15 protein-coding genes and 1 tRNA gene are annotated in these 23250 nt (G+C 68.5%); 2 read left to right on the forward strand and 14 right to left on the reverse strand.

The genetic code is table 11. The features are described from left to right. Positions 1-44: 44 nt before the first annotated feature. The 14 genes from QMA07_RS06910 to QMA07_RS06975 form a co-directional block, all read right to left on the reverse strand. The gene (locus tag QMA07_RS06910; RefSeq protein WP_290160820.1) at positions 45-722 is read right to left on the reverse strand and encodes a CbiX/SirB N-terminal domain-containing protein; all 678 of its coding nucleotides are present in this window, start codon (positions 720-722) and stop codon (positions 45-47) included. Then, positions 719-1849, reverse strand: a complete 1131-nt coding sequence (locus tag QMA07_RS06915; RefSeq protein ID WP_290160821.1) for a uroporphyrinogen-III synthase — start codon at positions 1847-1849, stop codon at positions 719-721. The genes QMA07_RS06910 and QMA07_RS06915 overlap by 4 nt, the downstream gene beginning before the upstream one ends. Beyond that, positions 1846-3081: a uroporphyrinogen-III C-methyltransferase gene (gene cobA, locus QMA07_RS06920; RefSeq protein WP_290160822.1), complete on the reverse strand. Its 1236-nt coding sequence runs from the start codon at positions 3079-3081 to the stop codon at positions 1846-1848. Before cobA ends, QMA07_RS06915 begins: the two co-directional genes overlap by 4 nt. Then, positions 3078-3431 (reverse strand): nitrite reductase small subunit NirD, encoded by a 354-nt coding sequence (nirD, locus tag QMA07_RS06925; protein ID WP_290160824.1) that lies wholly within the window; start codon positions 3429-3431, stop codon positions 3078-3080. The genes cobA and nirD overlap by 4 nt, the downstream gene beginning before the upstream one ends. Beyond that, positions 3428-6007 (reverse strand): nitrite reductase large subunit NirB, encoded by a 2580-nt coding sequence (nirB, locus tag QMA07_RS06930; RefSeq protein WP_290160826.1) that lies wholly within the window; start codon positions 6005-6007, stop codon positions 3428-3430. The genes nirD and nirB overlap by 4 nt, the downstream gene beginning before the upstream one ends. A 276-nt stretch (positions 6008-6283) precedes the next feature. Then, positions 6284-6372 (reverse strand) — tRNA-Ser (locus QMA07_RS06935). Between the two features lie 210 nt (positions 6373-6582). Further along, positions 6583-7590 carry a LacI family DNA-binding transcriptional regulator gene (locus tag QMA07_RS06940; protein WP_290160827.1) on the reverse strand — a complete coding sequence of 336 codons (1008 nt, stop codon included), beginning with the start codon at positions 7588-7590 and terminating at the stop codon, positions 6583-6585. A 43-nt stretch (positions 7591-7633) separates the two neighbouring features. Further along, positions 7634-8311 carry a hypothetical protein gene (locus QMA07_RS06945; RefSeq protein WP_290160829.1) on the reverse strand — a complete coding sequence of 226 codons (678 nt, stop codon included), beginning with the start codon at positions 8309-8311 and terminating at the stop codon, positions 7634-7636. Between the two features lie 2 nt (positions 8312-8313). Further along, a complete protein-coding gene (locus QMA07_RS06950) occupies positions 8314-9255 on the reverse strand; it encodes a carbohydrate ABC transporter permease (RefSeq protein WP_290160831.1) in 942 nt (313 codons plus the stop codon). Beyond that, positions 9252-10253, reverse strand: coding sequence for a sugar ABC transporter permease (locus QMA07_RS06955; RefSeq protein WP_290160833.1), 1002 nt, complete (start codon positions 10251-10253; stop codon positions 9252-9254). Before QMA07_RS06955 ends, QMA07_RS06950 begins: the two co-directional genes overlap by 4 nt. A gap of 67 nt (positions 10254-10320) precedes the next feature. Then, on the reverse strand, positions 10321-11616 hold the full coding sequence (locus QMA07_RS06960; RefSeq protein WP_290160835.1) for an extracellular solute-binding protein: 1296 nt from the start codon (positions 11614-11616) through the stop codon (positions 10321-10323). Positions 11617-11779: 163 nt separating this feature from the next. Beyond that, positions 11780-12706, reverse strand: coding sequence for a hypothetical protein (locus tag QMA07_RS06965; RefSeq protein ID WP_290160836.1), 927 nt, complete (start codon positions 12704-12706; stop codon positions 11780-11782). Beyond that, entirely contained in the window at positions 12703-13794 is a 1092-nt protein-coding gene (locus tag QMA07_RS06970) for a Gfo/Idh/MocA family oxidoreductase (protein WP_290160837.1), read from the reverse strand. Before QMA07_RS06970 ends, QMA07_RS06965 begins: the two co-directional genes overlap by 4 nt. 28 nt (positions 13795-13822) lie before the next feature. Then, entirely contained in the window at positions 13823-15598 is a 1776-nt protein-coding gene (locus QMA07_RS06975; protein WP_290160838.1) for an ABC transporter ATP-binding protein, read from the reverse strand. 68 nt (positions 15599-15666) lie between these two features. Between QMA07_RS06975 and QMA07_RS06980 the strand changes: the two genes are divergently transcribed. Together QMA07_RS06980 and QMA07_RS06985 are read left to right on the forward strand one after the other, a co-directional pair. After that, positions 15667-16632 (forward strand): serine hydrolase domain-containing protein, encoded by a 966-nt coding sequence (locus QMA07_RS06980; RefSeq protein ID WP_290160839.1) that lies wholly within the window; start codon positions 15667-15669, stop codon positions 16630-16632. 272 nt (positions 16633-16904) lie between these two features. Continuing rightward, positions 16905-23192, forward strand: a complete 6288-nt coding sequence (locus QMA07_RS06985) for an SGNH/GDSL hydrolase family protein (protein WP_290160841.1) — start codon at positions 16905-16907, stop codon at positions 23190-23192. The last annotated feature ends 58 nt before the right edge of the window (positions 23193-23250 follow it).

A 23250-nucleotide genomic window follows, 5' to 3' on the forward strand; every position in this document is an offset into this window, starting at 1 on the left:
CCTCTTCCCCCTGCGCGCGCCGTGCCGGGCGGTTCCCCTGCGCGTCAGGCGGAGCGGAATCGATCGATGATGACCTCCGCGATCCGCGCGTCGGCACCGAGGGGCGCGGATACCCGGTCCGCGCCGGACTTCTCCACGAGTCCGGCGAAGTATCCGGGAGCCAGGACGTGGCTCGCCGCGATCACCCGTGTCGCCCCGTCTCGCCGCGCTGCGGCGACGGCCTCCCCGATCTTCGGATCGATCGCCGAGGCGTAACCGATCGTGATCGGGGCGGGGATGAGGCGAGCGAGGTGCTCCGACGCCGCAGTGACATCGGCGACGGCTGCCGGATTGCTCGAACCGGCGGCAGCGAGCACGACGTGGTCGCCAGGGAGCCACATACCCTCGACGGCCGCACGCAGACGGGTGGCCAGCACCTGGGCGATCAGCGGGTGGGTGCCCAACGGCTCCCCCTGCCGGACGTTGTCGTGCGGCCGCACGGCGTCAGCGATGTCGACGGCCGTGTGAAAGCCGACCGACAACAGCAGCGGCACCACGACGACATCGTCGAGCACCCGCTCCTGATCGATCACATCGAGCACAGTGGGCTCCTGCACGTCGACGAACGCCTGCACGACCCGCGAGTCGGGCATCCGCTGCCGCACGAGGTCGACGAGCGCCTCGACCGTGCGCCGGCCCGCCGGTGAGTCCGTGCCGTGAGAGCAGGCGACGAGCGTGGTCATTGGGTGTCCTCCATGGTGAGCCGATACCCGCGCTTCACGACCGTCTGGATGGCGGTCGCTCCACCGAGCGCCTCGCGGAGCCGTGCGACCGCCATCTCGACGGCATGCGCGTTCTCGCCGCCCCGCGGCAACACGAGCCCGAGCTGTTCCCTGGAGACCACCCTGCCCGCAGCATCGAAGAGTTCGCTGAGGATGCTGGCGCCGGCACGCGAGAGCGGCACGAAGCGCCCATCGAGCAGCACGCCGCGGCTGCGCATCTCCATGGTTCCTGCAGCCGTTCGCCGCTGCGGGGCTGCTCCGGAGGCGAAGTGGTCGACGACGCAGCGAACCAGCGAACCGAGCCTTCCGCGCGCGGCGAGCGTCGTGTGCAGCCCAGCGCTGCGCAGCGGTGCCGCCGTGATGGGGCCGACGGCTGCGAGCAGCAGACGTCCAGCCTCCGCGCGTCGGCGGATCGCGTCGAGCGTGTCAGCGCGGATCGCGGCCCGGACCCACTCGGCTGCACCCGGCGCGGAGGTGAAGAGCACGGCGTCGACCTCGCCGGAGCCCGCCTGCACCACGGAGCGGTGCACGATCTGCGGGTCGGGCGGCGGCCCCCAACGGTAGACCGTGATGCTCACGACATCGGCGCCGAGGTCTGCGAGCAACGCGTCGAGTCCGTCGGCACCCGCCCCGTGATGCTGGATAGCGATGCGACGCCCGGCGACGCCTTCAGCCGTGAGGTACTCCCCCACCTCCGCCGAGGTCTCGGACTCCGCAACCCAGTCGGCTGTGAACCCCGCCTGCTGGATCGCGCCGTGCGCCTTCGGCCCCCGAGCGACGAACTGGGCATCTGTGAGCGCGGTCGACAGCTCTTCTGCCAGATCGTTCTCGTGCGCTGCGTCGATCCAGCCGCGGAACCCGACACCCGTCGTCACGATCACGATGTCGGGCGGATCCGCGATCAGATCACGGGTGCGGGCGAGCAGATCCTCGTCGTCTTCGTTCGGGATGATGCTCAGCGCCGGCGCACGGTAGACCTGCCCCCCTCGGCGTTCGAGCGCCGTGACGAGGTCGCCCGCGCGCCTGTCTGCGGCCACGACGATCGTGCATCCGGTCAGAGCCGGCGGGAGGGGGGCACGGGTCGTCACGCCAGAGCAGCCCCGATGGTCGACGGCGAGGGCAGCAGCAGGCGCTCGCTCGCGACCTCGCCGATCACGATCACAGCGGGATTGCGGAGCCCTACTGCGAGGGCGTCGTCGACGGCGCGTCCGAGGGTCGTGCGCGTCGTGCGCTGCTGCGGTGTGTGCCCGCTCTCCACGAATGCGACCGGACGGTCCTTCGGAATGCCGTGCGCGATCGCGGATTCCACCAGACGTCCGAGAGCTGCGACGCCCATCAGGACGACCGTCGTCACCGTCGCATCAGCCATGGCCTCCAAAGTACCCGGCCCGAGCCCGCCCTGCCCGTTCACGACGTGGAAGGCGGCCGCCGTGCCGCGGTGCGTGACCGGGATGCCGGCTGACTGCGGCACCGCGATCGCGCTCGTGATCCCCGGGGTGACGTCGACGGAGATACCTGCGGCGAGGCACGCGAGCATCTCTTCGCCGCCGCGGCCGAACACGAACGGGTCGCCGCCCTTGAGACGTACCACCCGCAGACCGGCAGCAGCGCGCTCGACGATGATCCGGTTGATCTCCGCTTGAGGGACCGGGTGTCGCCCCGGCTGCTTGCCGACGTCGATCACCTCGACATCGGGGTCGAGCCCCTGCACGATCTCGACTGCCGGTCCGAGTCGATCGGTGACGAGCACGTCGGCCTCCGCGATCAGCCTCCGCGCGCGCACGGTCATCAGATCCGCGGGACCAGGCCCGCCGCCGACCAGGTCGACCCGGCCGCTGCGCGCGCCCCGCCGTCGCCGGAGCGGCAGCCGGCCATCACCGACCAGAGCGATGATCGCATCGCGCACGGCCATGGAGCGGCGTGGATCCGCGCCGACGGTGCTGGTGACCGCGACCGTCACGTCGCCGACTTCCGCCTGGGCAGTCAGCCTGGCCGATCCGTGTGCGCCGTCCGAGGCGTTGATGCAGAGGACCCGCTGCAACTCGCACTGCTCGCCGACCGCGCGATCCACATGGGCATCGCCGGTCGCGGTGTGCACCAGCCACGCGCCCGCGAGGTCCGCCGTGCGGAACTCCCGAGCCTGCCACGCGACTCCGTGACTCGCGACGAGCCGCACGGTGTCCTCGTGCAGCGCCGGTGCGACGATCCGCACACTCGCGCCCTCGGCGAGGAAGCGACGGAGCCGCTTCGCGGCCACCTCACCCCCTCCTACGAGCAGCACGTCGCGTCCCGTCAGATTGACACCCAGCATCACGGTCATCGGATCTCCTCGATGTCGAGCTCGACGTGACCGTCGACGACGGTCACGCTCCACACCCGCAGCGAAGCGGGTTCCCTGCCCTGCGTCTCGAGGCATTCGCCCGTGCGCAGATCGAACACCTGCTTGTGCATCGGCGACGCAAGGGTCGCAGCCTCGCCCCGGCTGCCGACGATGCCGCGTGACATGACCTGCGCACCGCTGTACGGGTCGAGATTCGACACGGCGTGCACCGAAGCGTCCGCCAGCAGGAAGAGTGCGACCTGGACCGTCCCGAAGAGCGCAGCCCTTCCACGCTCGATCTCCAGATCATCGATGGCGCACACTCGAACCCGACTGCCGGTGGTGGTCACCGCCGCACCTCCAGAGTCGTGCCCGCGATGAACACCGAGCCGTCGCTACGCTCCTCCGCCGTGGCCGGGCGCACCTGGCCTCGTTCCGGCACATAGGCGAGTGAGGGGTCTGGGGTGTCCGTGGCGTTCACGAACGACTCGAACCGCCGGAGCTTCACCGGGTCCCGTAGGGTCGCGGCCCATTCGTCCTCGTACCGATCGACGTGCACGGACATCGCCGTGTCGAGGTCATCGCAGATGCCGAGCTCGTCGTCGAAGATCACCGACCGCAGTCCGTCCAGCCCGCCGTCGAGCTCTGTGCACCACCCGGCGGTGCGCTGCAGACGATCCGCCGTGCGGATGTAGTACATGAAGAAGCGGTCGATCGCGCGGATCAGCCCTTCGTCGTCGAGACCAGACGCGAGTAGCTCAGCATGTCTCGGTGAGAAGCCGCCGTTGCCGCCGACGTACATGTTCCAGCCCGTCTCGGTCGCGATCACCCCGACGTCCTTCGAACGAGCCTCTGCGCATTCTCGCGCGCACCCGGAGACGCCCACCTTGAGCTTGTGCGGCGCTCGCAGCCCGCGGTAGCGCAGCTCCAGCCGCACCGCCATCCCCACCGCGTCCAGCACACCGTATCGACACCACGTCGAGCCGACGCATGACTTCACAGTTCGCAGCGCCTTGCCGTACGCCTGTCCCGACTCGAAACCGGCGTCGACCAGTCGCTGCCAGATCTGCGGCAGCTGCTCGAGGCGGGCACCGAACATGTCGATGCGCTGCCCGCCCGTGATCTTCGTGTACAGGCCGTACGACTCGGCTATGTTGCCGATCGCGATCAGGCCCGCCGGCGTGACCTCGCCACCCGGCATCCTCGGCACCACCGAATAGGTGCCGTCCTTCTGCATGTTGGCCATCACGTGATCGTTGGTGTCCTGCAGCGAAGCGTTCTCACCGTCCAGTACATGCGCTCCGACCAGCACGGCGAGGATGCTGGCGAGGGCGGGCTTGCAGATGTCGCAGCCACGCCCCGTGCCGAAACGCCCGATGATCGCGCTGAAGGTCGAGAGCTCCGACACTCGCACGGCGTCGAAGAGCTGCCTGCGTGACATCGCGAAGTGTTCGCACAACGCATCGGACGTCGTCTGCCCGAGCTTGGTCATCTCCTGCCCGACGATCTTCTTCACGGCGAAGATGCACGACCCGCACGTGGCGCCCGCCTTGGTGCATGCCTTCACGGCTGCGGCATCCGTGCAGCCGTCCGTGTGGACGGCGTCGCGGATACGCCCGGCGGTCACATTCGAGCAGGAACAGACCACCGCGTCGTCTGGGAGCTCGTTGTCAGGGAGGCCGGCACCGGCCTCGGGCAGCAGATAGGCGGCAGGGTCAGCGCCCAGCGGAGCGCCCACCAACGGACGCAGGGACCCGTAGGCCGAGGCGTCGCCGACGAGGATGCCGCCGAGCAGCGTCTTCGCGTCATCGGAGAGCACGAGCTTCTTATAAACACCGCTCACCGGGTCGGTGTATACGACGTCGAGGGCATTCGGGGTGACGGCCATCGCATCGCCGAAACTCGCGACATCGACACCCGAGAGTTTGAGCTTGGCCGATTCGTCGTACCCGGGGAAAGTCGCATCGCCCCCGAGCAGTCGGTTCGCCGCCACTTCCGCCATCGCGTATCCCGGGGCGACGAGCCCGACCGAGCGCCCGTCGTAGTTGGCGACCTCACCGATCGCGAGGATGTGCTCATCGGCGGTGCGGCACCGGGAATCGATCAGCACACCGCCGGACGGATGCACATCGAGCTGAGCGAGCCTCGCGAGCGAGTCCTGCGGACGCACGCCGACCGTGAAGATCACGATGTCGGTGTCGTGCATGGTTCCGTCCTGGAACTGCAGTGTCGCGACCGCCCCCGACGCATCCGGGTCCAGGCGGGTCGTCCGCGTCCCGGTCCGGACCGCGATCCCCTTCGATTCGATGAGGCGCCGGAGGACAGTTCCGCCGGCCAGGTCGAGCTGCGCGGACATGAGCCGGTCGGAGGACTGCACGACGGTGCATCCGACGTCGAGCCCCTGCATCGCCCCCGCTGCTTCAAGCCCGAGCAGACCACCGCCGATCACCGTGCCGCGAAGCGGGCGCCCGAGCTGCTCCTCACGGCGTGCGACGAAATCACGGATCGCCGCGAGGTCGTCGATCGTCCGATATACGAAGCAGCCGGGGAGTTTCGCTCCATCGATTGCCGGCCGCAGTGCGTACGAGCCCGTCGCGAGCACGAGAGTTCCGTACGCATGGATCGCGCCTGACCGCGTGCGCACCGACCGCGCGCTGCGATCGATGCTCATGACCCGGTCATCTCGGATGAAATGCACTCGGTCGTCGGCAAGGACGCCGGCGTCGAGCTCGAGGTCATCGGCGCTGGCACCCGAGAAGTATGAGGACAGCCCGACGCGGTCGTAGGGCGCTCGTGCCTCCTCACCGATCAGGGTGACGGAGCGTGTATCCCCCTCGGACCGGAGCAGACTCTCGACGAAACGATGCGCGACCATGCCTGCACCGACCACCACAACATCTGCCGATGTGCTGCTTCGAGCGATCACGAGCCCTCCTCTGTCCGTAGCCCGACAGTAGGGAACCGGTGTTTCGCGGAGAGACGAGTCGCTGTTACGCCGAGCGAACGTTCTGCTCACATCCCGATAACGCCGATGTGAGACCGTCGCGCTACAGAGACATCGGGCGCCGTGGTCGTCGTCAGGGCACCGGCGAACTCGTCGCGGATTTCACACTCGACCCGACCAAGAACCACCAACAAAAAAACGGCTGGACCCCCGAAACCGGGGGTCCAGCCGTTCACGATGTCCTGAAACTTCGCACTGCGGAGACGAGGGGATTTGAACCCCTGGTCCCCGTGAGGGGACTCCACCTTAGCAGGGTGGTGCACTCGGCCGGACTATGCGACGTCTCCAGGCATCCGACCCGAAGAGCGGATGCACCTTGCAAGCATAACGGGTTCCCGTGGCTGGAACGAATCGGGACTCAGCAGGTTCGGCCGGGCCGTCTGCAGGACAAGAACCCGCCTGCAGGACGAGGTTCCACGGATGCTCTGCATCCGTGCCCCGCTCCTGCAAACGACCCGGGGTGAGGTCACGGTCGTCTGGCAGGAACGAATCGGGCGTCAGACCGAGCCCGCACTCGACTCTCGCACGATGAGTTCGGGCTGGAACCGCACGCGACGGTCGTGTTCGACGCCGTCGAGCTCCTTCAGAAGCAGGTCGACGCCCGTCCAGCCGAGCAATCTGGCCGGCTGACGCACAGAGCTCAGCGGCACGACCGTGGCGGAGGCGAAGTCGATATCGTCGTACCCGACCATCGCGATGTCCTCGGGCACGCGGATGCCGGAGCCGAAGCTGAACGCCTGCAGCAGCCCCACGGCGAGCAGGTCGTTCGCCGCGAAGACGGCATCCGGGCGCGCGACCACCGCACGCCCCGCGATCGCCTCCCCGGCCGACCTGCCCTGCAGAACCGTGAGGGCCGACTGCTCGAACACCTCGAGCGTCGCGTCGGGGTGCGCCGCGACGGCGAGCTGCACTCCGCGAAGACGATCGGCCACCTGCTGCACCGACTGCGGGCCCCCGACGAAGGCCAGGCGACGACGCCCCGAAGACAGCAGATGGTCTGCGGCCAGACGTCCGCCCTCGACGTCGTCGACCGAGACCGAGGGCAGCACACCCTCCTCCACCTCACGGTCGACGAGCACCACCGGCATCCCTCCGGCGGCGAAGCGGTGCACGGCGGTGAGGTCGTCGGTGGCCGGGGTGAGCAGCACGCCGTTGACGCGCTGCTCCTGGAAGAGCTCGAGATGCGCCAGCTGGCGCTCGTCTCGTTCGTCGCTGTTGCCCAGCAGCACGGTCATGCCGGCATCCGCTGCTCGGTCTTCCGCTCCCCTGACCACCTCGGCGAAGAACGGGTTGCCGATGTCGGGCACCACGAGTCCGATGCTGCGGCTGCGACCGGCGCGCAACTGCCTGGCGGCGTCGTTGCGCACGAAGCCGAGCTCCTGGATGACCCGCTGCACGCGCTCGACCGTCTTGGCGGATACCCGCTCCGGCTGATTGAGGACATTCGAGACGGTGCCGACCGAGACGCCGGCCGCAGCCGCGACGTCCTTCACTCCTACCGCCATGGCATGCCTCCGTCTGTCCGCGCCTGTGCCAACGACTACCTTCTCATTCCGCGCTGTGCACCCCGCGCCTGCGACGCGCGGGCACGGCGACGACGGCGAGCGCCGCACAGCCGATCCCCGCGATGAACAGAGGTGCGAGAGCCCAGGTGACGACACCGGTGAAGATCGCAGCCGCCGCGATGTACGCGGCACCAGCGACGTCGCCGCGGATCGTGCCGGGGACCGACCGCAGGGCGACGACCCAACCGAGTGACGGCGACCATGCACCCGCGGTCATGAGCACGGCGACCGCGAGGACGAGCAGCCCCGCCCAGCCGATCACCGCGATCGCCTCACCACCGGGGAGCGCCCCGGAGCCGGCGAGCACCACATCGATCGTGAGCACGGCCGCGATCAGCACGGCCGGAACGCCGATGACGAGCGAAGGCAGGATGCCGGCACGGATGTCGGCCCAGAAGAAGCCGGCGCGAGAGTCCTCGGCGGCGACGAATCGACGCAGGTGCCGGATGCCTGCCGCCAGCGCGATCGGCAGAGTGACGACGCCGAGCGCGACGACCGTCATCATCAGCCCGATCGTGAGCACCTCGCCGAAGAGTCCGAACTTGGCGGTCGCTCCGGGGTTGACCCCCGGCTCGGTTCCGGCGACCGTGGGCCCGGCCCCCGAGCGCGCCTCGCGCTTCGAGGCCCGGTGTGCCCGACGTTCTGCGCTGATGACCGACATGCCTAGCCCTTCAGTCCCTGAGTGGCGACCCCGTCGACGAGGAAGCGCTGGAAGACCACGAAGAACAGCAGCACGGGCACGAGGGCGACGAACGACGCGGTGACCGTGGCACCGTAGTCGGACGACGAGGTCTGGTCGTTGTAGAGGCGCAGTGCGATCGGCAGCGGATAGTTCTCGGGGCTGGTCAGGTAGAGCAGCGGACCGAGGAAGTCGTTCCAGGCCCAGATGAACGAGAAGATCGCGCAGGTGATCAGAGCCGGCTTGATGAGCGGGAGGATGATCGACCAGAAGATCCGCAGGTGACCGGCACCGTCGATGCGAGCGGCTTCATCCATGTCACGAGGCATCTGGCGGATGAACTGCACGAGCAGGAACACGAAGAACGCCTCGGTGGCGAGGAACTTCGGCAGGATCAGCGGGATGAACGTGTCGACCCAGCCGAGCTGATTGAAGATGATGTACTGCGGGATGATCACGACGTGGAACGGCAGCAGCAGCGTGCCGATCATCGCGGCGAAGAAGATGCCGAGCCCCTTGAACTGCACCCGGGCGAACGCGTACGCGGCGAGCGCGGACGAGAGCACGGTGCCGACCACGGCAGCGGCCGCGAGGATGAACGAGTTCAGGAAGAACCGCCACATCGGCACGCCGGCGATGCCCTCCATGACCTTGCCGTAGTTGTCGATGGTCGGCGCCTGCGGGAACAGCCCGGGGTTCTGACCGAACTCGGAGTTGGGCTTGAACGTCGATAGGAAGAGCCACAACAGCGGGTACAGCACCACCGCGGTGATGATGATCAGCGCGACGAGCCAGATGGCCGTCTGCCAGGTCTTGCGCTTCACCCTGCGACGAGGGGCAGGAGGGCCGACCGGCGTGGTCTGCTGCGCGGCGAATGCCGGCGTCGACGCCGAGCCGGACGTGATGCCCTGGTTGGAGGTGCTCATTTGTCGTCTCCCGAGTAGTGCACCCACGACCGCTGGGTGCGGAACAGGATGAAGGCGATGATGGCTACGACGATCAGAAGGATCCACGCGATGGCCGCGGCGTATCCCATCTGGCCGTCGGAGAATCCGCGCTTGTACAGGTACACGGTGATGAAGTTCGTCATTCCGGCGGGACCGCCCGTGCCGTTGGAGATGATGTAGGCGGAGGCGAACACCTGGAACGCGCCGATCAGACCGAGCAGCAGGTTGAAGAACATCACCGGCGAGAGCATCGGGATCGTCACGGCGCGGAACCGGCGGTACGCGTTCGCACCGTCCATCTCGGCCGCTTCGTACAGCTCCTTCGGGATCTGCTTGAGTCCCGCGAGGAAGATCACCATCGTCGATCCGAACTGCCACACGGCGAGCAGGATCATCATCGGCAGGATCAGGCCGGGGTTGCCGATCCATCCGCCGAGATCGACGCCGAAGACCTGCAGACCGCTGTCGACCGGACCGTCGGACGAGAACATCGCCCGCCACACGATCGCGACCGACACGGAGCCGCCGATCAGCGACGGAGCGTAGAACGCCGAACGGAAGAAGCCGGCCCCCTTGTCGCGGTAGTTCAGCAGCATCGCGACACCGAGCGCCGCAGCGAGAGTGATCGGAGTGCCGATGAACACGTAGACGAGCGTGATCTGCGCCGACTGGATGAAGTTCGGGTCGCTCGTGAACAACCGGATGTAGTTGTCGAGACCGATCCACTTCGGCGGCTGGAAGATGTTGTACCTCGTGAAGGAAAGGTACAACGAGTAGATCATCGGCACGGCGGTCAGGCCGAGGAAGCCGATCAGCCACGGCGTCAGGAAGGCATAGCCTGTCGCCGTCTCGCGACGCAGGCGTGACTTCTGCCCGGGTCGCACGGGTTCGTTCTCGGGGCGGCGGCCGCTGCGCAGCGGCCGCCCGCGTCCGGACTTCTTGCCCGTGACGATCGTCCTCGTCGCCGTCGTGCTCATGACAGCTCCTTCCGAAGTGGGTGGGATGCGGTGGGCCGGGCGGTCGTCGCCCGGCCCACCGACGGAATCACTGGTTGAGGACGACGTCCATCTCGGCGAAGAACTGCTCCACGGCGTCATCGACGGTCGTCGTGCCGAAGTTCAGTTCGGTGCCCAGCACGCGGAACTTCTCCTCGAGCGTGCCGTAGCCGACGATCGGCACGGGAGGCGCGTCGCCGAGGCGGTCGGCGATCGACTCCTCGTACTCCTTGACCTGCTGGCTCAGCGGGTCGAGCTCCGCAGCCTCGAGCGCGGTCTCGGAGGCGGGGAGGCCGCGGTTGGTGCCGAAGATCTCACCGGACTCGGGAGAGTTGACCAGGAAGTTGACGAGCGTCGCCGCAGCCTCGGGGTGCTCGGTCTTGGCCGAGATCGTGTGCAGCATCGACGGCTTCAGGTAGAGGTCCTTGGCGCCCTCCTCGGTCACCGGCGGGGCCACGAGGCCGAGTTCGGTGTAGCTCTCACCGAGGTTGGCGAGGTAGCCCGCACCGAAGTTGTCCCACGTGAGCTCACTGGCGGTCCTCGCGGAGTCGAACGCACCGAGGGGGGTCAGCTCCTCGACGACCTGCTGGGGCACGCCGGCGCCGTCGCGGATGTCGGCTCCGGACTCCCAGAACTCCTTCAGTCGCTCCTCGTCGAATCCGGGGGTGCCGTCCTCGTCGAAGAGGTTCTTGCCCTCGCTGCGGAGCTGCAGCTCGAGGTTCTGGATTCGGCCCGAGAAGTCGGAACCGCCCCAGAAGGCGCCGCCGCTCGCATCGGTGACCTCGGACACCCAGTCGGAGTAGTCGGCCCAGTCGCCGCCGGCGAACTCCTCGACGCCTGCCGTCTCGAGCAGCGCCGGGTTGGTGAAGAGGCCCCACGCGTTGGTGGAGGTCGCGATGCCGTAGGTCGTGTCGTCGACCACACCGATGCTGAGGATGTTCTCGGGCAGCGGGTCGGTCTCGATGACGGATCCGAGGTAGGGCTCGAGGTCGAGCAGCAGGCCGTTCTCGGAGTACTGACGCAGGTACGAGTAGTCGAACTGCATGACATCGGGGAGCCCGCCACCGGCGGCCTCCGTCTGACGCTTCTCCCAGAACTCCGGGAACCCGAGGAACGTCGCGTTGACCGTGATGTTCGGGTACTCCTCGTTGAACGCGTCGATCGCCTGGTTGTACAGGTCGGCGCGGACGTCGTTGCCCCAGAACGCGAGGTCGAGGGTGACCTTCTCGTCGGGGTCGTAGGTGGCCCCGCCCTCGGGGGTGCCGCCGCCGGCGCAGCCGGCGAGTACCAGCGCTGCGCTGGTGGCGACGGCCGCTGCGGCCGCCAGACGCTTCTTGCTGAACATCGTTGTCCTCTCTGGTGAACGTCCTCGTTCGGCAATGCCGCGGAACGCCTGTGTCCATGTGGTGCGGGGGGCGATCTCCATAGTGCGGGGAAAACGCTTACCTGCACGCTAATCCAGATTGAAACGTTTCGCAACCGGCAATTCGCGGCGGGGATTACATCGATTACCGCGAGGACTTCGATCCTCTCACGAGCAGGTTCTCCGCCTCGACGTCGAGGCGGACCCGAAAGACGGCGGCGCGTCTACCCTCCCCCGTGGCCGGGTGCACCGGAGCCCCCTGCGCCGCGCCGAAGAAGTAGAACCACAGGGCCTCACCGTCGCGCACGTGCGCCCCATGATTGCCGTGACCTCCGGTCGGCAGATGGTCGAGGATCACGGCATCCTCGCCGCCCTGGCGGCTCCAGTCGACGCCGTCATGAGAGCGATAGACGCCCATCCCCCGCCACTCGTCGACGATCAGCCACCAGAACCCGCCGAGCTCGAACCCCGTCGGCCCCTCGTGCGGTCTCCCGCCGATCGCCACGCCGTCGAGACTCCAGACCTCGAGATCACGCGATGAGGCGACCATGGTGATCGAGTCCGCCGCCTCGTCCTTGTACCAGAGACGCCACAGCCCGTCGGGAGTGCGAGCCACGGCCGCATCGATCACACGGTCGCTGCTCAGCGAGAGCGGGCCGCGCCTCGACCAGTGGCGGAGATCGTCCGAGACGTACTCCACGATCGAGCGCGCGAATCCCGGCCAGCGGTCGGGGATGCCGTCGATCTCGGTGAGGTACATGCGCCACCGCTCGCCGTCCCAGACGACCTCGGGCGCCCAGTGCGTGCGATCGACCTCGGCGGGCGGCGGGCCCGGCTCGAGGACGAGATCGGATGCCGCCGGTTCGAGCGTCCCGTCGTAGCGCCAGTCCATGCCGTCTCGAGACGTCGCGACGCCGATCCGGCTGCCGTGGATCCACGAGACGCCCGGCCCTGCGTCGTCGAGGCTCGCTCGGCGCTGCGTGTAGAACATCCACCACAGCCCACCGGCGTCGATCACGACCCTCGGGTCGGTCGCGCCGTCATAGACGGGGTCTCGGAAGAGCTCCCTCATCGGCGCAGATCGGTGACCGGGCTCGCGAATCCGGCGCGATGGGTGGGGTGCGCAGCCAGGATCTCCGGAGTGATCACGGCGCCGTCACTCGCGGCCGAGGCGTAGATCCCCGCCACGATCTCGAGCGAACGGGCCGGTGCATCCGCGGTCGCCGGAAGCGTCCCGCCGTCGAGCAGGGCGTCGAACACGTCGCGCAGCAGCGGCCCGTGATCACTGCGCTCCTCCGCATCCGGGAACTCCCATCCCGCCGCCTCCGATTCGCAGCCCGGCGCGGGGGTGATCCGCCAGTTCTCGTGGCCGTGCCCGTAGACGTGATCGACCGTGATCGTGGCCTTCTGCGTGTCGATGCGGATCGAGCTCGCCTCTCGGGGCGACACCGCACTCGTGATGAGCTGAGCGACCACGCCCTGATCGAAGACGATCGTCGCGGTCGAGACGTCCTCGGTCTCGGTCTCGCGATCGAGCCGCCAGAGCCTGCCCTGCACCGACGACCAGTCACCCAGCAGATGCGCGAGCAGGTCGATCTGGTGGATGCCGTGTCCGAGCGTCGTGCCACCGCCCTCGGTCTCCCACTTGCCGCGCCAGGGCACGGCGAAGTAGTCGGCGTCGCGGAACCAGAGCGTCTGGCACACGGCCACCAGCGGGCGGCCGAGCGCACCGCTCTGCAGCAGCGAGCGCACGTGCGCCGCGGCCGTGCCGGTGCGCTGCTGGAAGACGACCGCGAGCTGTCTTCCCGCTGCCTCAGCCCCGGCCCGCATGTCGTCGAGCTCATCGAGCGACGGCGCCGGCGGTTTCTCGACGACCACGTGGGCCCCGGCGGCGAAGGCGGCGAGCGACTGCTCGCGGTGCGGCGCCGGCGGTGTGCAGATGAGCACGACGTCGGGATGTTCGGCCGCGAGCATCTCGTCGAGGTCGCCGTAGGCGGCGGCGATGCCGTAACTCTCGGCGAATTCCTCGGCCTTCTCCGGGCTCAGGTCGGCGACGGCGACGAGCTCTGCGCGTGGGTATGCGGCGACGGCACGCGCGTGCGCATTCGCCACGGCTCCGGTGCCCACCAGGGCAGCGCGAAGTGTCTTGACAGAAGTCATCGGTCCTCCTCAGGACGGTGAGTCGGGGTCATCTCAGGCCGTTCTGCACCAGGTGCAACCGAGCGTATCGCCCGTCTGCGGCGAGCAGATCGTCGTGCGACCCCTGCTCGACGATGCGTCCGCGCTCGAGCACGACGATGCGATCGGCCTGCCTGATCGTCGACAGCCGGTGTGCGACGACGAGAGTCGTGCGGCCGCGCATCAACCGCTCGAGCGCCTCTTTCACCAGGCCTTCGGATTCGGGGTCGAGTGCGCTGGTCGCCTCGTCGAGCAACAGGATCCGCGGGTCGCGGACGAGCGCACGGGCGATGGCGAGGCGCTGACGCTGACCACCCGAGAGACGCGCGCCTCGCTCGCCGACGACGGTGTCCCACCCCTGCGGCTGCTCGCTCACGAACTCCCACGCGTTGGCATCCCGCAGAGCCCGTTCGACCCGTTCGGGCGTGACATCGGGCATGCCGTAGGCGATGTTGTCGAAGACCGACCCCTCGAACAGCACGGACTCCTGCGGCACCACGGAGATCGACCGACGCACGGTGCGCAGGTCGAGCTGCTGCATGTCGGATCCGTCGAGCACGATTCGGCCGCTCGTCGGCCTGACGAACCCCAGCACGAGATTCAGAAGCGTCGATTTGCCCGAGCCCGACGAACCGACGAAGGCGACCGTCTCGCCCGGAGCGATGCGCAGATCGATCTCGAACAGAGCGTCCTCGTCGGCATCCGAGTAGCGATGCGTCGCCGAGTCGAGCACGATCTCGCCGGCCACCGTCGAGACGACGCGCTTGCCGGAGTTCTGCTCGACGTCGGGCTCCTGCAGGACCTCGGCGATCGAGCGCACCGACTCGAGTCCGCGGGCGCCGACCGGGATCAGCATCAGCAGCTGGGTGAGTCCGCCGGTCAACAGGGTGAAGTAGCTCGAGAGCATCACGACCTCGCCGGGAGTGATCGGCAGGAAGCCGGTGAGCGCGCATACGGCCGCGAGCATGAGACAGGCGACACCGAGCAGCTGCATCGCCACCCACGAGATCGACGCGACCCGCCCGTTGAGCAGGTCGAGGTCGAGGCCGGCCCTGCGCACTCCGTCTGCACCGCCCGCGACACGACTGATCGCCGTCTCTTCGAGTCCGTGGGCGCGAGTCACCGGAATCAGCGACGCCATCTCGCCGACGCGAGCGGACAGCGTCTCGATCTCGCGTCGGAAGACCTCGTTGCGGCGCTGCGAACGATTGCGCATGCCGTATCGGATCCCGATGGCGATGGGCACGGCGAGGGCGTAGACGGGAAGGAACTGCGGCACGGTGATCGCCGTCATCCCCAGCGCTCCGAGCATCACCATGGTCGACGACAACAGCGGATGCGTGACCTGCTGCAGCATCAGCTCGACGTTCTCGACATCGCGCACGACCTTCGTCTGCACGATCGACGAGCTCATCCGCGTGTGATATCCGATCGAGAGACTCTGCAGCCGGGCGGTGAGGGCATTGCGCAGGTCGGCGCCGAGGTCGCGCACCACGGTCATGAAGTTGCGCGTGTAGATGATGTGGTTGGGGTAATTCTGCAGCAGCAGCACCGCGGCGAGCGCGAACCACCACAGCACTTCGGTCACCTCACCATCGCTCGCCACCACGTCGATGATCGCCGCCGTGATCACGGGCAGGAACCAGAGTGGAATCTCCTTGATCGCGAAGGCGGTGATCGCGAAGGTCAGTCGCCAGGGGCGGCGGGCGACGAGGCGCAGCACAGAGCGAGTCGGGTGATTCCCATCGACGAGCGCGGCCGGGTGGGAAAGCGCTTTCTGTGCCATGGTCCTATCGTAGAGTCACCATCGTCGACACGGAAGCGCGACGACCTGAATCCGCCGGGAGCACCCTCATGACCTTCGACGCCGCATTCGACTGGGCCCGTCGCCACGTGCAGGCAGAGACACTTCCCACCGCCGTCGTCGGCATGGCCACCGCAGAAGGGATCGTCGACCTCGAGGGGTTCGGCGCCGCGACCGATGCCGTGTACCCGCTGTTCTCGATCACGAAGATGCTCACGGGCATCACCGCGACCAGAGCCATCGAGCGAGGTCTGCTCACCCCGAACACCCCCCTCGCCGAGGCGCTGCCCGACTTCGGGTCGTCTCGCGATGACATCGTGCGGCTCTGGCATCTCGCCTCGCACACCTCCGGGATCTCCGAGCCCGCCCTCGACACCCCGCTTCCGCTGCGCCACGAGCTGCTCAGCCAGGGCCGGGATTTCGCGGCAGGCACCGCGTCACGCTACTCCACACTGGCCTTCGAAGGCATCGCCGCGCTGATCGAGCACGCGACAGACACGACGTGGGATGCCGGCACCTTCGAGTGGGCGCAGAGCATCGGCGCGATCGGTCTGACCCTCGACACCGCACAGTCGGTCGGCGTGCCGGATGCGGCAGCCGGCGGGCTCGACCTCGACCGGTTCCATGCCACGCGAGCACCCGGCGCAGGGCTGCTGGGGCGCGCCGAAGACCTGCTCCACCTCGGCACCGAACTGCTGCGCATCGACCAGGGAGGGCGCGACGGAATCCTCTCTCCGGCCGCACTCGCGATGATGCGGCGACCGCTGACGGGAGACATCCCGCGCCTCGATCCTTACCCCGACGAGCGAGGCCAGGACTGGGGCTTCACGTTCAATCTGCGGTCACGAGCACCTGGGCTCGTCGACCGCGACGTGTTCGGCCACGGCGGGTGGGCCGGCACCGAGTTCTGGGTGCACCCGAGCGCGGGGGTGGCCTGGGTGCTGCTCACGAACGCTGCTGTCCGGCCCGGCGTCGACGCCGACGAGCTCGACAACGCCGTGGTGAGCGCTCTCTAGAGCGCCCCCGTCCATCCGACATCCGTCGCCCGGCGACTCGCGTCGCCTGCCGCGGCGTGGCGCGCTGAAACGTCTCAAGAAAGTTCTTGCCACCGCGTGCGGCAGCATGCGAGGATCGGTGCCAACTCTCGGGAATACGTTTTCCGGCAGTGTCAGATCCATCGATCGGCCGAGACACAGTGGTCTCTTCGCCTCGGCTCCCCCACGCGATATCCGCACCGACGCGGGTGTCTCAGCCGTACCCCTTAGCCAGTGATGTCCAAGGAGGAACCGTGGAGCATTCCACCCGTTCTGCACGTAATCCCCGCCCGTTCCCGCGCCTGCGCGCCGGGTTCGCCGCCGTCTCGATCGCGGCCGTGATCGGAGCGACCATGACCGCCGTTCCGGCCGCCGCCGCACTCGAACCGGCCGCAGACGGCGCGTGGCGGTTCGACTTCGGCACGGCGACGAGCCCCGTCGCCGAGGGATACGAGCCGGTGCTCACGACCTCGCTCTACACCGCCGCATCAGGGTGGGGAGTGACGGTACCCGACGGCGTCGCGCTGTTCGACCGCAACCGCACCGGCAATCGCACGCCGGCGGATCCGGTCGCCGAGGACTTCGTCGCCGGCACCTCGTGGGGCTTCCTGCTCGACAGCGTTCCCGCGGGCGAGTACGACGTGACCGTGACCATCGGCGACGCGCTGACGACGGCATCGAGCACCAACGCGACGCTGACGCTCGAGGGCGTCGCGCAGACACGGCTCACGACCGCCAAGGGCGGCTCCACCACCGAGACGTTCCGCACGAAGGTCGAAGACGGCCAGCTGACCGTGGGCTTCACGGGGAGCGGCCTCGGGGCCTACGTCAACGGACTCGTCGTCGCACCGGTGCTCCCCGCCGCGCCCGCCGACCTCGCGGTCGCCAAGGTCGCCTGGAACACGGTCGATCTCTCCTGGGGGCCCTCGGACGGCGCCACGGCCTACCGCGTGCTGCGAGCCGACGTCGATGGCGATGCGGTCGGCGAGTTCAGTCAGATCGCCGAGATCGAGACGACGACCTTCTCAGACACCGACGTCGCCGAGGGCGACTCGTTCGCCTATGCGGTCGAGGCCGTCGACTCCTACGGGCGCGTATCCGCTCGCACCGCCGAGGTGCGCAGCGGAGCGATCCCTGCGCTCGCCGTGCCGGCGACGCCCGAGGCGCTCGCGGTCGCGCAGGTGACGAAGGATGCCGTCGCGCTGACCTGGACCGCGACGCCGAACGCCGATGAGTACGTCGTCGAGCGGGCGGGTGCCGACGGGCTCTTCTCCGCCGTCACAACCGTGACCGCCCCCGCGTTCACCGACACGGTCGACACGTCGCAGAAGTGGTCGTACCGGGTGACCGCGCGCAACGCGGCGGGAGCCTCCGCTGCCTCCGCCGCCGTCGACTCGGCCGTCTACGCTGCGCCCGCTCCCCTGCCGGCCGGCGACCGGATCGTCTTCGACTTCGGCCCCGGCGCCCTCGCCGACGGCGCCGTCGGCGTGACCTCCGCCGTCGGTTTCTCCGACGAGTGGGGATACGGCTTCAGCACCGCCCCGACCTCCCCCGAGCCCGACGTCGACCGCGGCGGCGACGACCCGCTGCGAGGAGACCACGTCGCCGCGCACGGCGGCACCTTCGAGGTGCAGCTCGGCGCGGGCGACTACATCGTGAATGTGGTCGCGGGCGACCGGACTGCCGCCAGCGAGATCGCGATCACCGCGGAGGGCATCGCCAAGGTGCAGACGACCGCGAAACCCGCCGGGGAGTACCTCGAGATGGCGTTCCCGATCGCGCTCGTCGACGGGCGCCTGACCCTGCAGGTCGGCGGTTCCGCGGGGGCACTCGACGCGCTCACCATCACGCGCCAGACGAACCGGGCACCCGGAGCGCTGCCGACGGTCTACCTCGCCGGCGACTCGACCGTCCAGACCTACACAGACACGTTCGCACCGCAGGCGGGTTGGGGTCAGATGATCGACCGGTTCTTCGCCGATGATGTCGCGTTCGCGAACCACGCGATCGGCGGACGGTCGTCGAAGAACTTCATCACGCAGGGCCGCCTCGACGAGATCCTCCGCGGAATCCGCCCTGGCGACTATCTTTTCGTGCAGTTCGGCCACAACGACGCGACTCAGGGGGTCGACGATCGCTACGCGTCTCCCGCCGATTACAAGGAGTATCTGCGCAGCTACGTGCAGGGCGCCCGCCAGCGCGGCGCGACCCCCGTGCTCGTCACCCCCGTCTCGCGCCGCAGCTTCGACGCCACGACCGGTGCGGCCAACGTGAGCTTCCCCGAGTACGTGGCGAAGATGATCGAGCTCGCGCAGGAGGAGGGCGTCTCGCTCGTCGACCTCTCGGCATCGAGCCGCGCCTACCTCGACGAGATCGGTCCGGAGGCCGCGAAGTCGGTGTTCCTCTGGGTCGATCCGGGCATCTTCCCCGGGCGTCCGGCCGGCACCCAGGACGACACGCATTTCCAGGACTACGGTGCGATCCAGATGGCTCGCCTCATCGCCCAAGACGTCGCCGCTCTCGACGACCCCCTCGCCGCGAAGGTCGTCGACGTCGAGCCGCCCGCCGCAGTGCCGGCCGCACCTGCGAATCTCGTGGCGGGCTCCATCTCGAATGCGGGCGCCGTGCTGCAATGGGACGCGTCCTCGGGCGCCGACATCTACCGCATCGAACGCCAGGCCACCGCCGACCCCGAGCAGGTCTGGTCACTGGTGACCACGACCACCCAGACGAGCGCCATCGTGCAGGGCCTCGCCGAGGGCGCGGGGTACCGCTATCGCGTGTTCGCGGTGAACGGCCGAGGTGTCTCGGAGGCGTCGAACACCGTGAGCTTCTCGACCAAACAGGCGAGATGGAAGTTCGACTTCCAGCTCACTGGCGGGGTCGTGATGCCCGGCTACACCGAAGTGAACCCCGACGACGGGTACACGGCTGACGGCGGATTCGGCTTCGCGAGCCCCTTGGCCGCGAACGCCGGGCGCGATCGCGGGAGCGCGGCTGGCGCGAGCGACCTCGAGCGCGACTTCGTCCTGCCCGGCGACTCGAGCGAGTTCCTGCTGGACGTGCCGAACGGCACCTACTCGGTCAAGACCTACTCGGGCGACTGGATCGGCTCGACTCGGACGAACTTCGACATCGAAGGAAAGGCCTTCGGAACAGGCAACGCAGGCTCCGGCGCCGTGAACGCTTCGGTCCGCGGCCCTGTGCTCGTCACCGACGGTCAGCTCACCGTGCGTGTGCACGGCGCCGCCGCGGGAACACGCCTCAACGGCATCGAGGTGACTCCGATACTGCTCGGCCCGGCCGGCCTCGAGGTGACCGACGTGAACGCGGATCCCGCGGCGCCGACCGTCTCCCTCGCCTGGACCGCCGAGCCGGGGATGACCTGGAAGGTCTACCGCACCTCGGCGTTCGAGAAGTCGTCGACACTGGTCGGTGAGACCACGACGGCCTCGTTCATCGATTCCCGCGCCCGACTGGGGCTCGATTACACGTATCACGTGACCGCGGTCGACCAGACCGGGCTCGAGTCGGTGCCCTCGGCATCCGTCGACGTGTCTCTGGTGGACTCGGCTGTCGATGCGCCGGCGGCACCGACCGCGCTCGCGGTCGACCGCCTCGAGAAGCGCGAGGTCGAGATCTCGTGGGCGCAGCCCAGCACAGCCGTCTACACGATGGTCTTCCGCTCTGAGATCGAGGGGGAGCGCGGTGAACTCGCCGGCTTCGCCACCACGAACCGTTTCATCGACACGGCCGTGCTGACCACGATCCCGTACCACTACACCGCTGTCGCGGTGAACGCCGGCGGTGCGGGGCCCGACTCGGCACAGCTGAGCACCGAGGCGGCCACCGTGCTGCAGCGGCAGGCCGAGTATCTCGACCGCGCGCCCGCAGCGGCGCAGACGGACGACGGCGTGCTGGTCAGCTGGCGCATGCTCGGGACCGACCCCGACGCGATCGCCTTCCACGTCTATCGTGACGGCACTCGCATCACGGACGAGCCGATCACCGAGTCGACCAACCTCCTCGACGCGGACGGCTCGGGCGACTCGACGTACTTCGTCACGAGCCTCCTCGAGGATCGGGAGGTCACGGTGACCGACGAGTTCGGCGTGCAGGACGGCGGCCACCTCTCGATCCCTCTCGACAAGCCCGCCGACGCGTACACGAAGGACGGGCAGCCGTACTCGTACCGCGCCAACGACGCGAGCGTCGGAGACCTCGACGGCGACGGGCAGTACGAGATCCTCGTCAAGTGGGACCCCTCGAACTCGAAGGACAACTCGCAGGCGGGCTACACCGGCAACGTGTACCTCGACGCCTACCGTCTCGACGGCACGCGCCTGTGGCGCATCGACCTGGGGGTCAACATCCGGGCGGGCGCGCACTACACGCAGTTCCAGGTGTTCGACTATGACGGCGACGGACGCGCGGAAGTGATGATGAAGACCGCCGACGGCACGATCGACGGCGTGGGGCAGCCCATCGGCAACGCCAGCGCCGACCACCGCAACAGCACAGGGTACGTGCTCACCGGGCCCGAGTACCTCAGCGTCTTCCACGGACTGACGGGGGCCGCGGTCGACACCGTGGACTACGTGCCGGCCAGAGGCGACGTCGGCTCGTGGGGCGACGCCTACGGCAACCGGGTCGACCGGTTCCTGGCGGCGACCGCGTACCTCGACGGCGAGCACCCCAGCGCGATCTTCAGTCGTGGGTACTACACCCGCGCCGTGATGGCGGCATACGACTTCGACGGCACGACGCTGACGCAGCGGTGGGTGCTCGACTCGAACGACGCGGGCAACGAGGGCCTCTACGGCGAGGGCAACCACAATCTGTCTGTGGCCGATGTCGACGGCGACCAGAAGGACGAGATCGTCTTCGGCTCAGCCACGGTCGACGATGACGGCACTGTGCTCTACTCGACCGAGCTCGGCCATGGCGACGCGATCCACGTCTCGGACCTCGTGCCCTCGAACCCCGGCCTCGAGGTGTTCGCGGCGCACGAGGACATGAACGCCTCGGGCAACGTCGGTGCGACGATGCGGGACGCCCGCACGGGTGCAGTCCTCTGGTCCGTCCCCGCCGCCAGGGACACCGGTCGTGCCGCATCCGGCGACATCGATCCCCGGCATGAGGGCGCCGAGGGATGGGCGATCGGCGGGGACGCCGCGTGGGACTCACCCGTCGGCCAGCTGAGATCGTCCACGGGCGAGCTCATCGGCGAGCGCATTCCTGCAGCGAACTTCCTCGCCTGGTTCGACGGAGACCCGCTGCGGGAGATCGTCGACCATGACTGGAACGCCGAGACGTCCACGGGCGTACCGACGGTGTCGAAGTGGAACTGGGAGACCGAGTCCAGCGACGTCATCCTGAAGGCTGCGGGCACGCTCTCCAACAACAGCACCAAGGGGACGCCGAACCTGCAGGCTGATCTGTTCGGCGACTGGCGCGAGGAGATCGCCTGGCGCTCCGACGACTCGACCGAACTGCGGGTCTACTCCACCACCGACGAGACGGACCTGCGGCTGCGGACCCTCATGCACGACCCGGTGTACCGGCTCTCGGTCGCGTGGCAGAACACCGGATACAACCAGCCGCCGCAGACGAGCTTCTTCCTCGGCGATGGCATGGAACAGCCGCCGGCGCCGCGCATCGCGGTGACGGGCGACCCCTCGGGTGCGGTCGATCAGACGGCTCCCGTCGTGTCGGGGATGCCCGCGGACGGCGCTCTGTTCCCGAGCACGTCGACCTTCACGGTCGACGTGACGGCTGTCGATCCCGAGTCGGGGGTGCGCACTCTCGACATCACCTTCGACGGAGAACCCGTCGCGCCCGGCCAGACCATCGAGCTGGCCGAGCTCGTCGGCGCCCACACGGTGACGGTCAACGCCGTCAACCACGACGGCCTCGTCACCCGCGCGGAGGCTCAGATCCTGGTCTACGACGATGAGCGACCGGCGGCGAAGCCCGCCCGTGGCACGCTGTCGACGGACTCGGGCTGGGACACCGGTCTGCATGACGGTGAGTTCACGGTGTCGATGAATCTCTGGCACGGCGTGAACGGCGCGGTGTTCCGGCTCTACGAGAACGGCGCGCTCATCGCGACGAAGCTCCTCGATGCGGACTCGCCGAAAGCCCAGCTCACCACCGTCTCCGTGAGCGGCCGCACGGACGGCACGTACGTGTACACGGGCGAGCTGGTCAACGCGAAGGGCACGACGGCCACGACATCCGTCACGGTCAAGGTGAAGGATGCCGCACCAGGGGTGCCTGTGGTCAGTCACGACAACTGGGATCGCGACGGCAGCTACACCGTGACCACCGACCTCTGGTGGGGCACGAACGGCACCGAGTACCGGTTGTACGAGAACGGGGCTCTGATCGACGCTCAGGCCCTGGTGGCCGCCTCGCCCTCGGCGCAACGCGCGCAGACGGAGATCACCGGACGCGCCCCGGGCACCTACGCCTATGTCGCCGAGTTCTCGAACGCTGCGGGCACCACGGCCTCGAAGAGCGTGACCGTGACGGTGAGGTGATCAGCCGATCCGTCCGCGGCATGGCCGGTCGCTTGACAGAGCGACCGGCCATGCTAGT

Source organism: Microbacterium sp. APC 3901 (assembly GCF_030407765.1).
Lineage (GTDB): Bacteria > Actinomycetota > Actinomycetes > Actinomycetales > Microbacteriaceae > Microbacterium.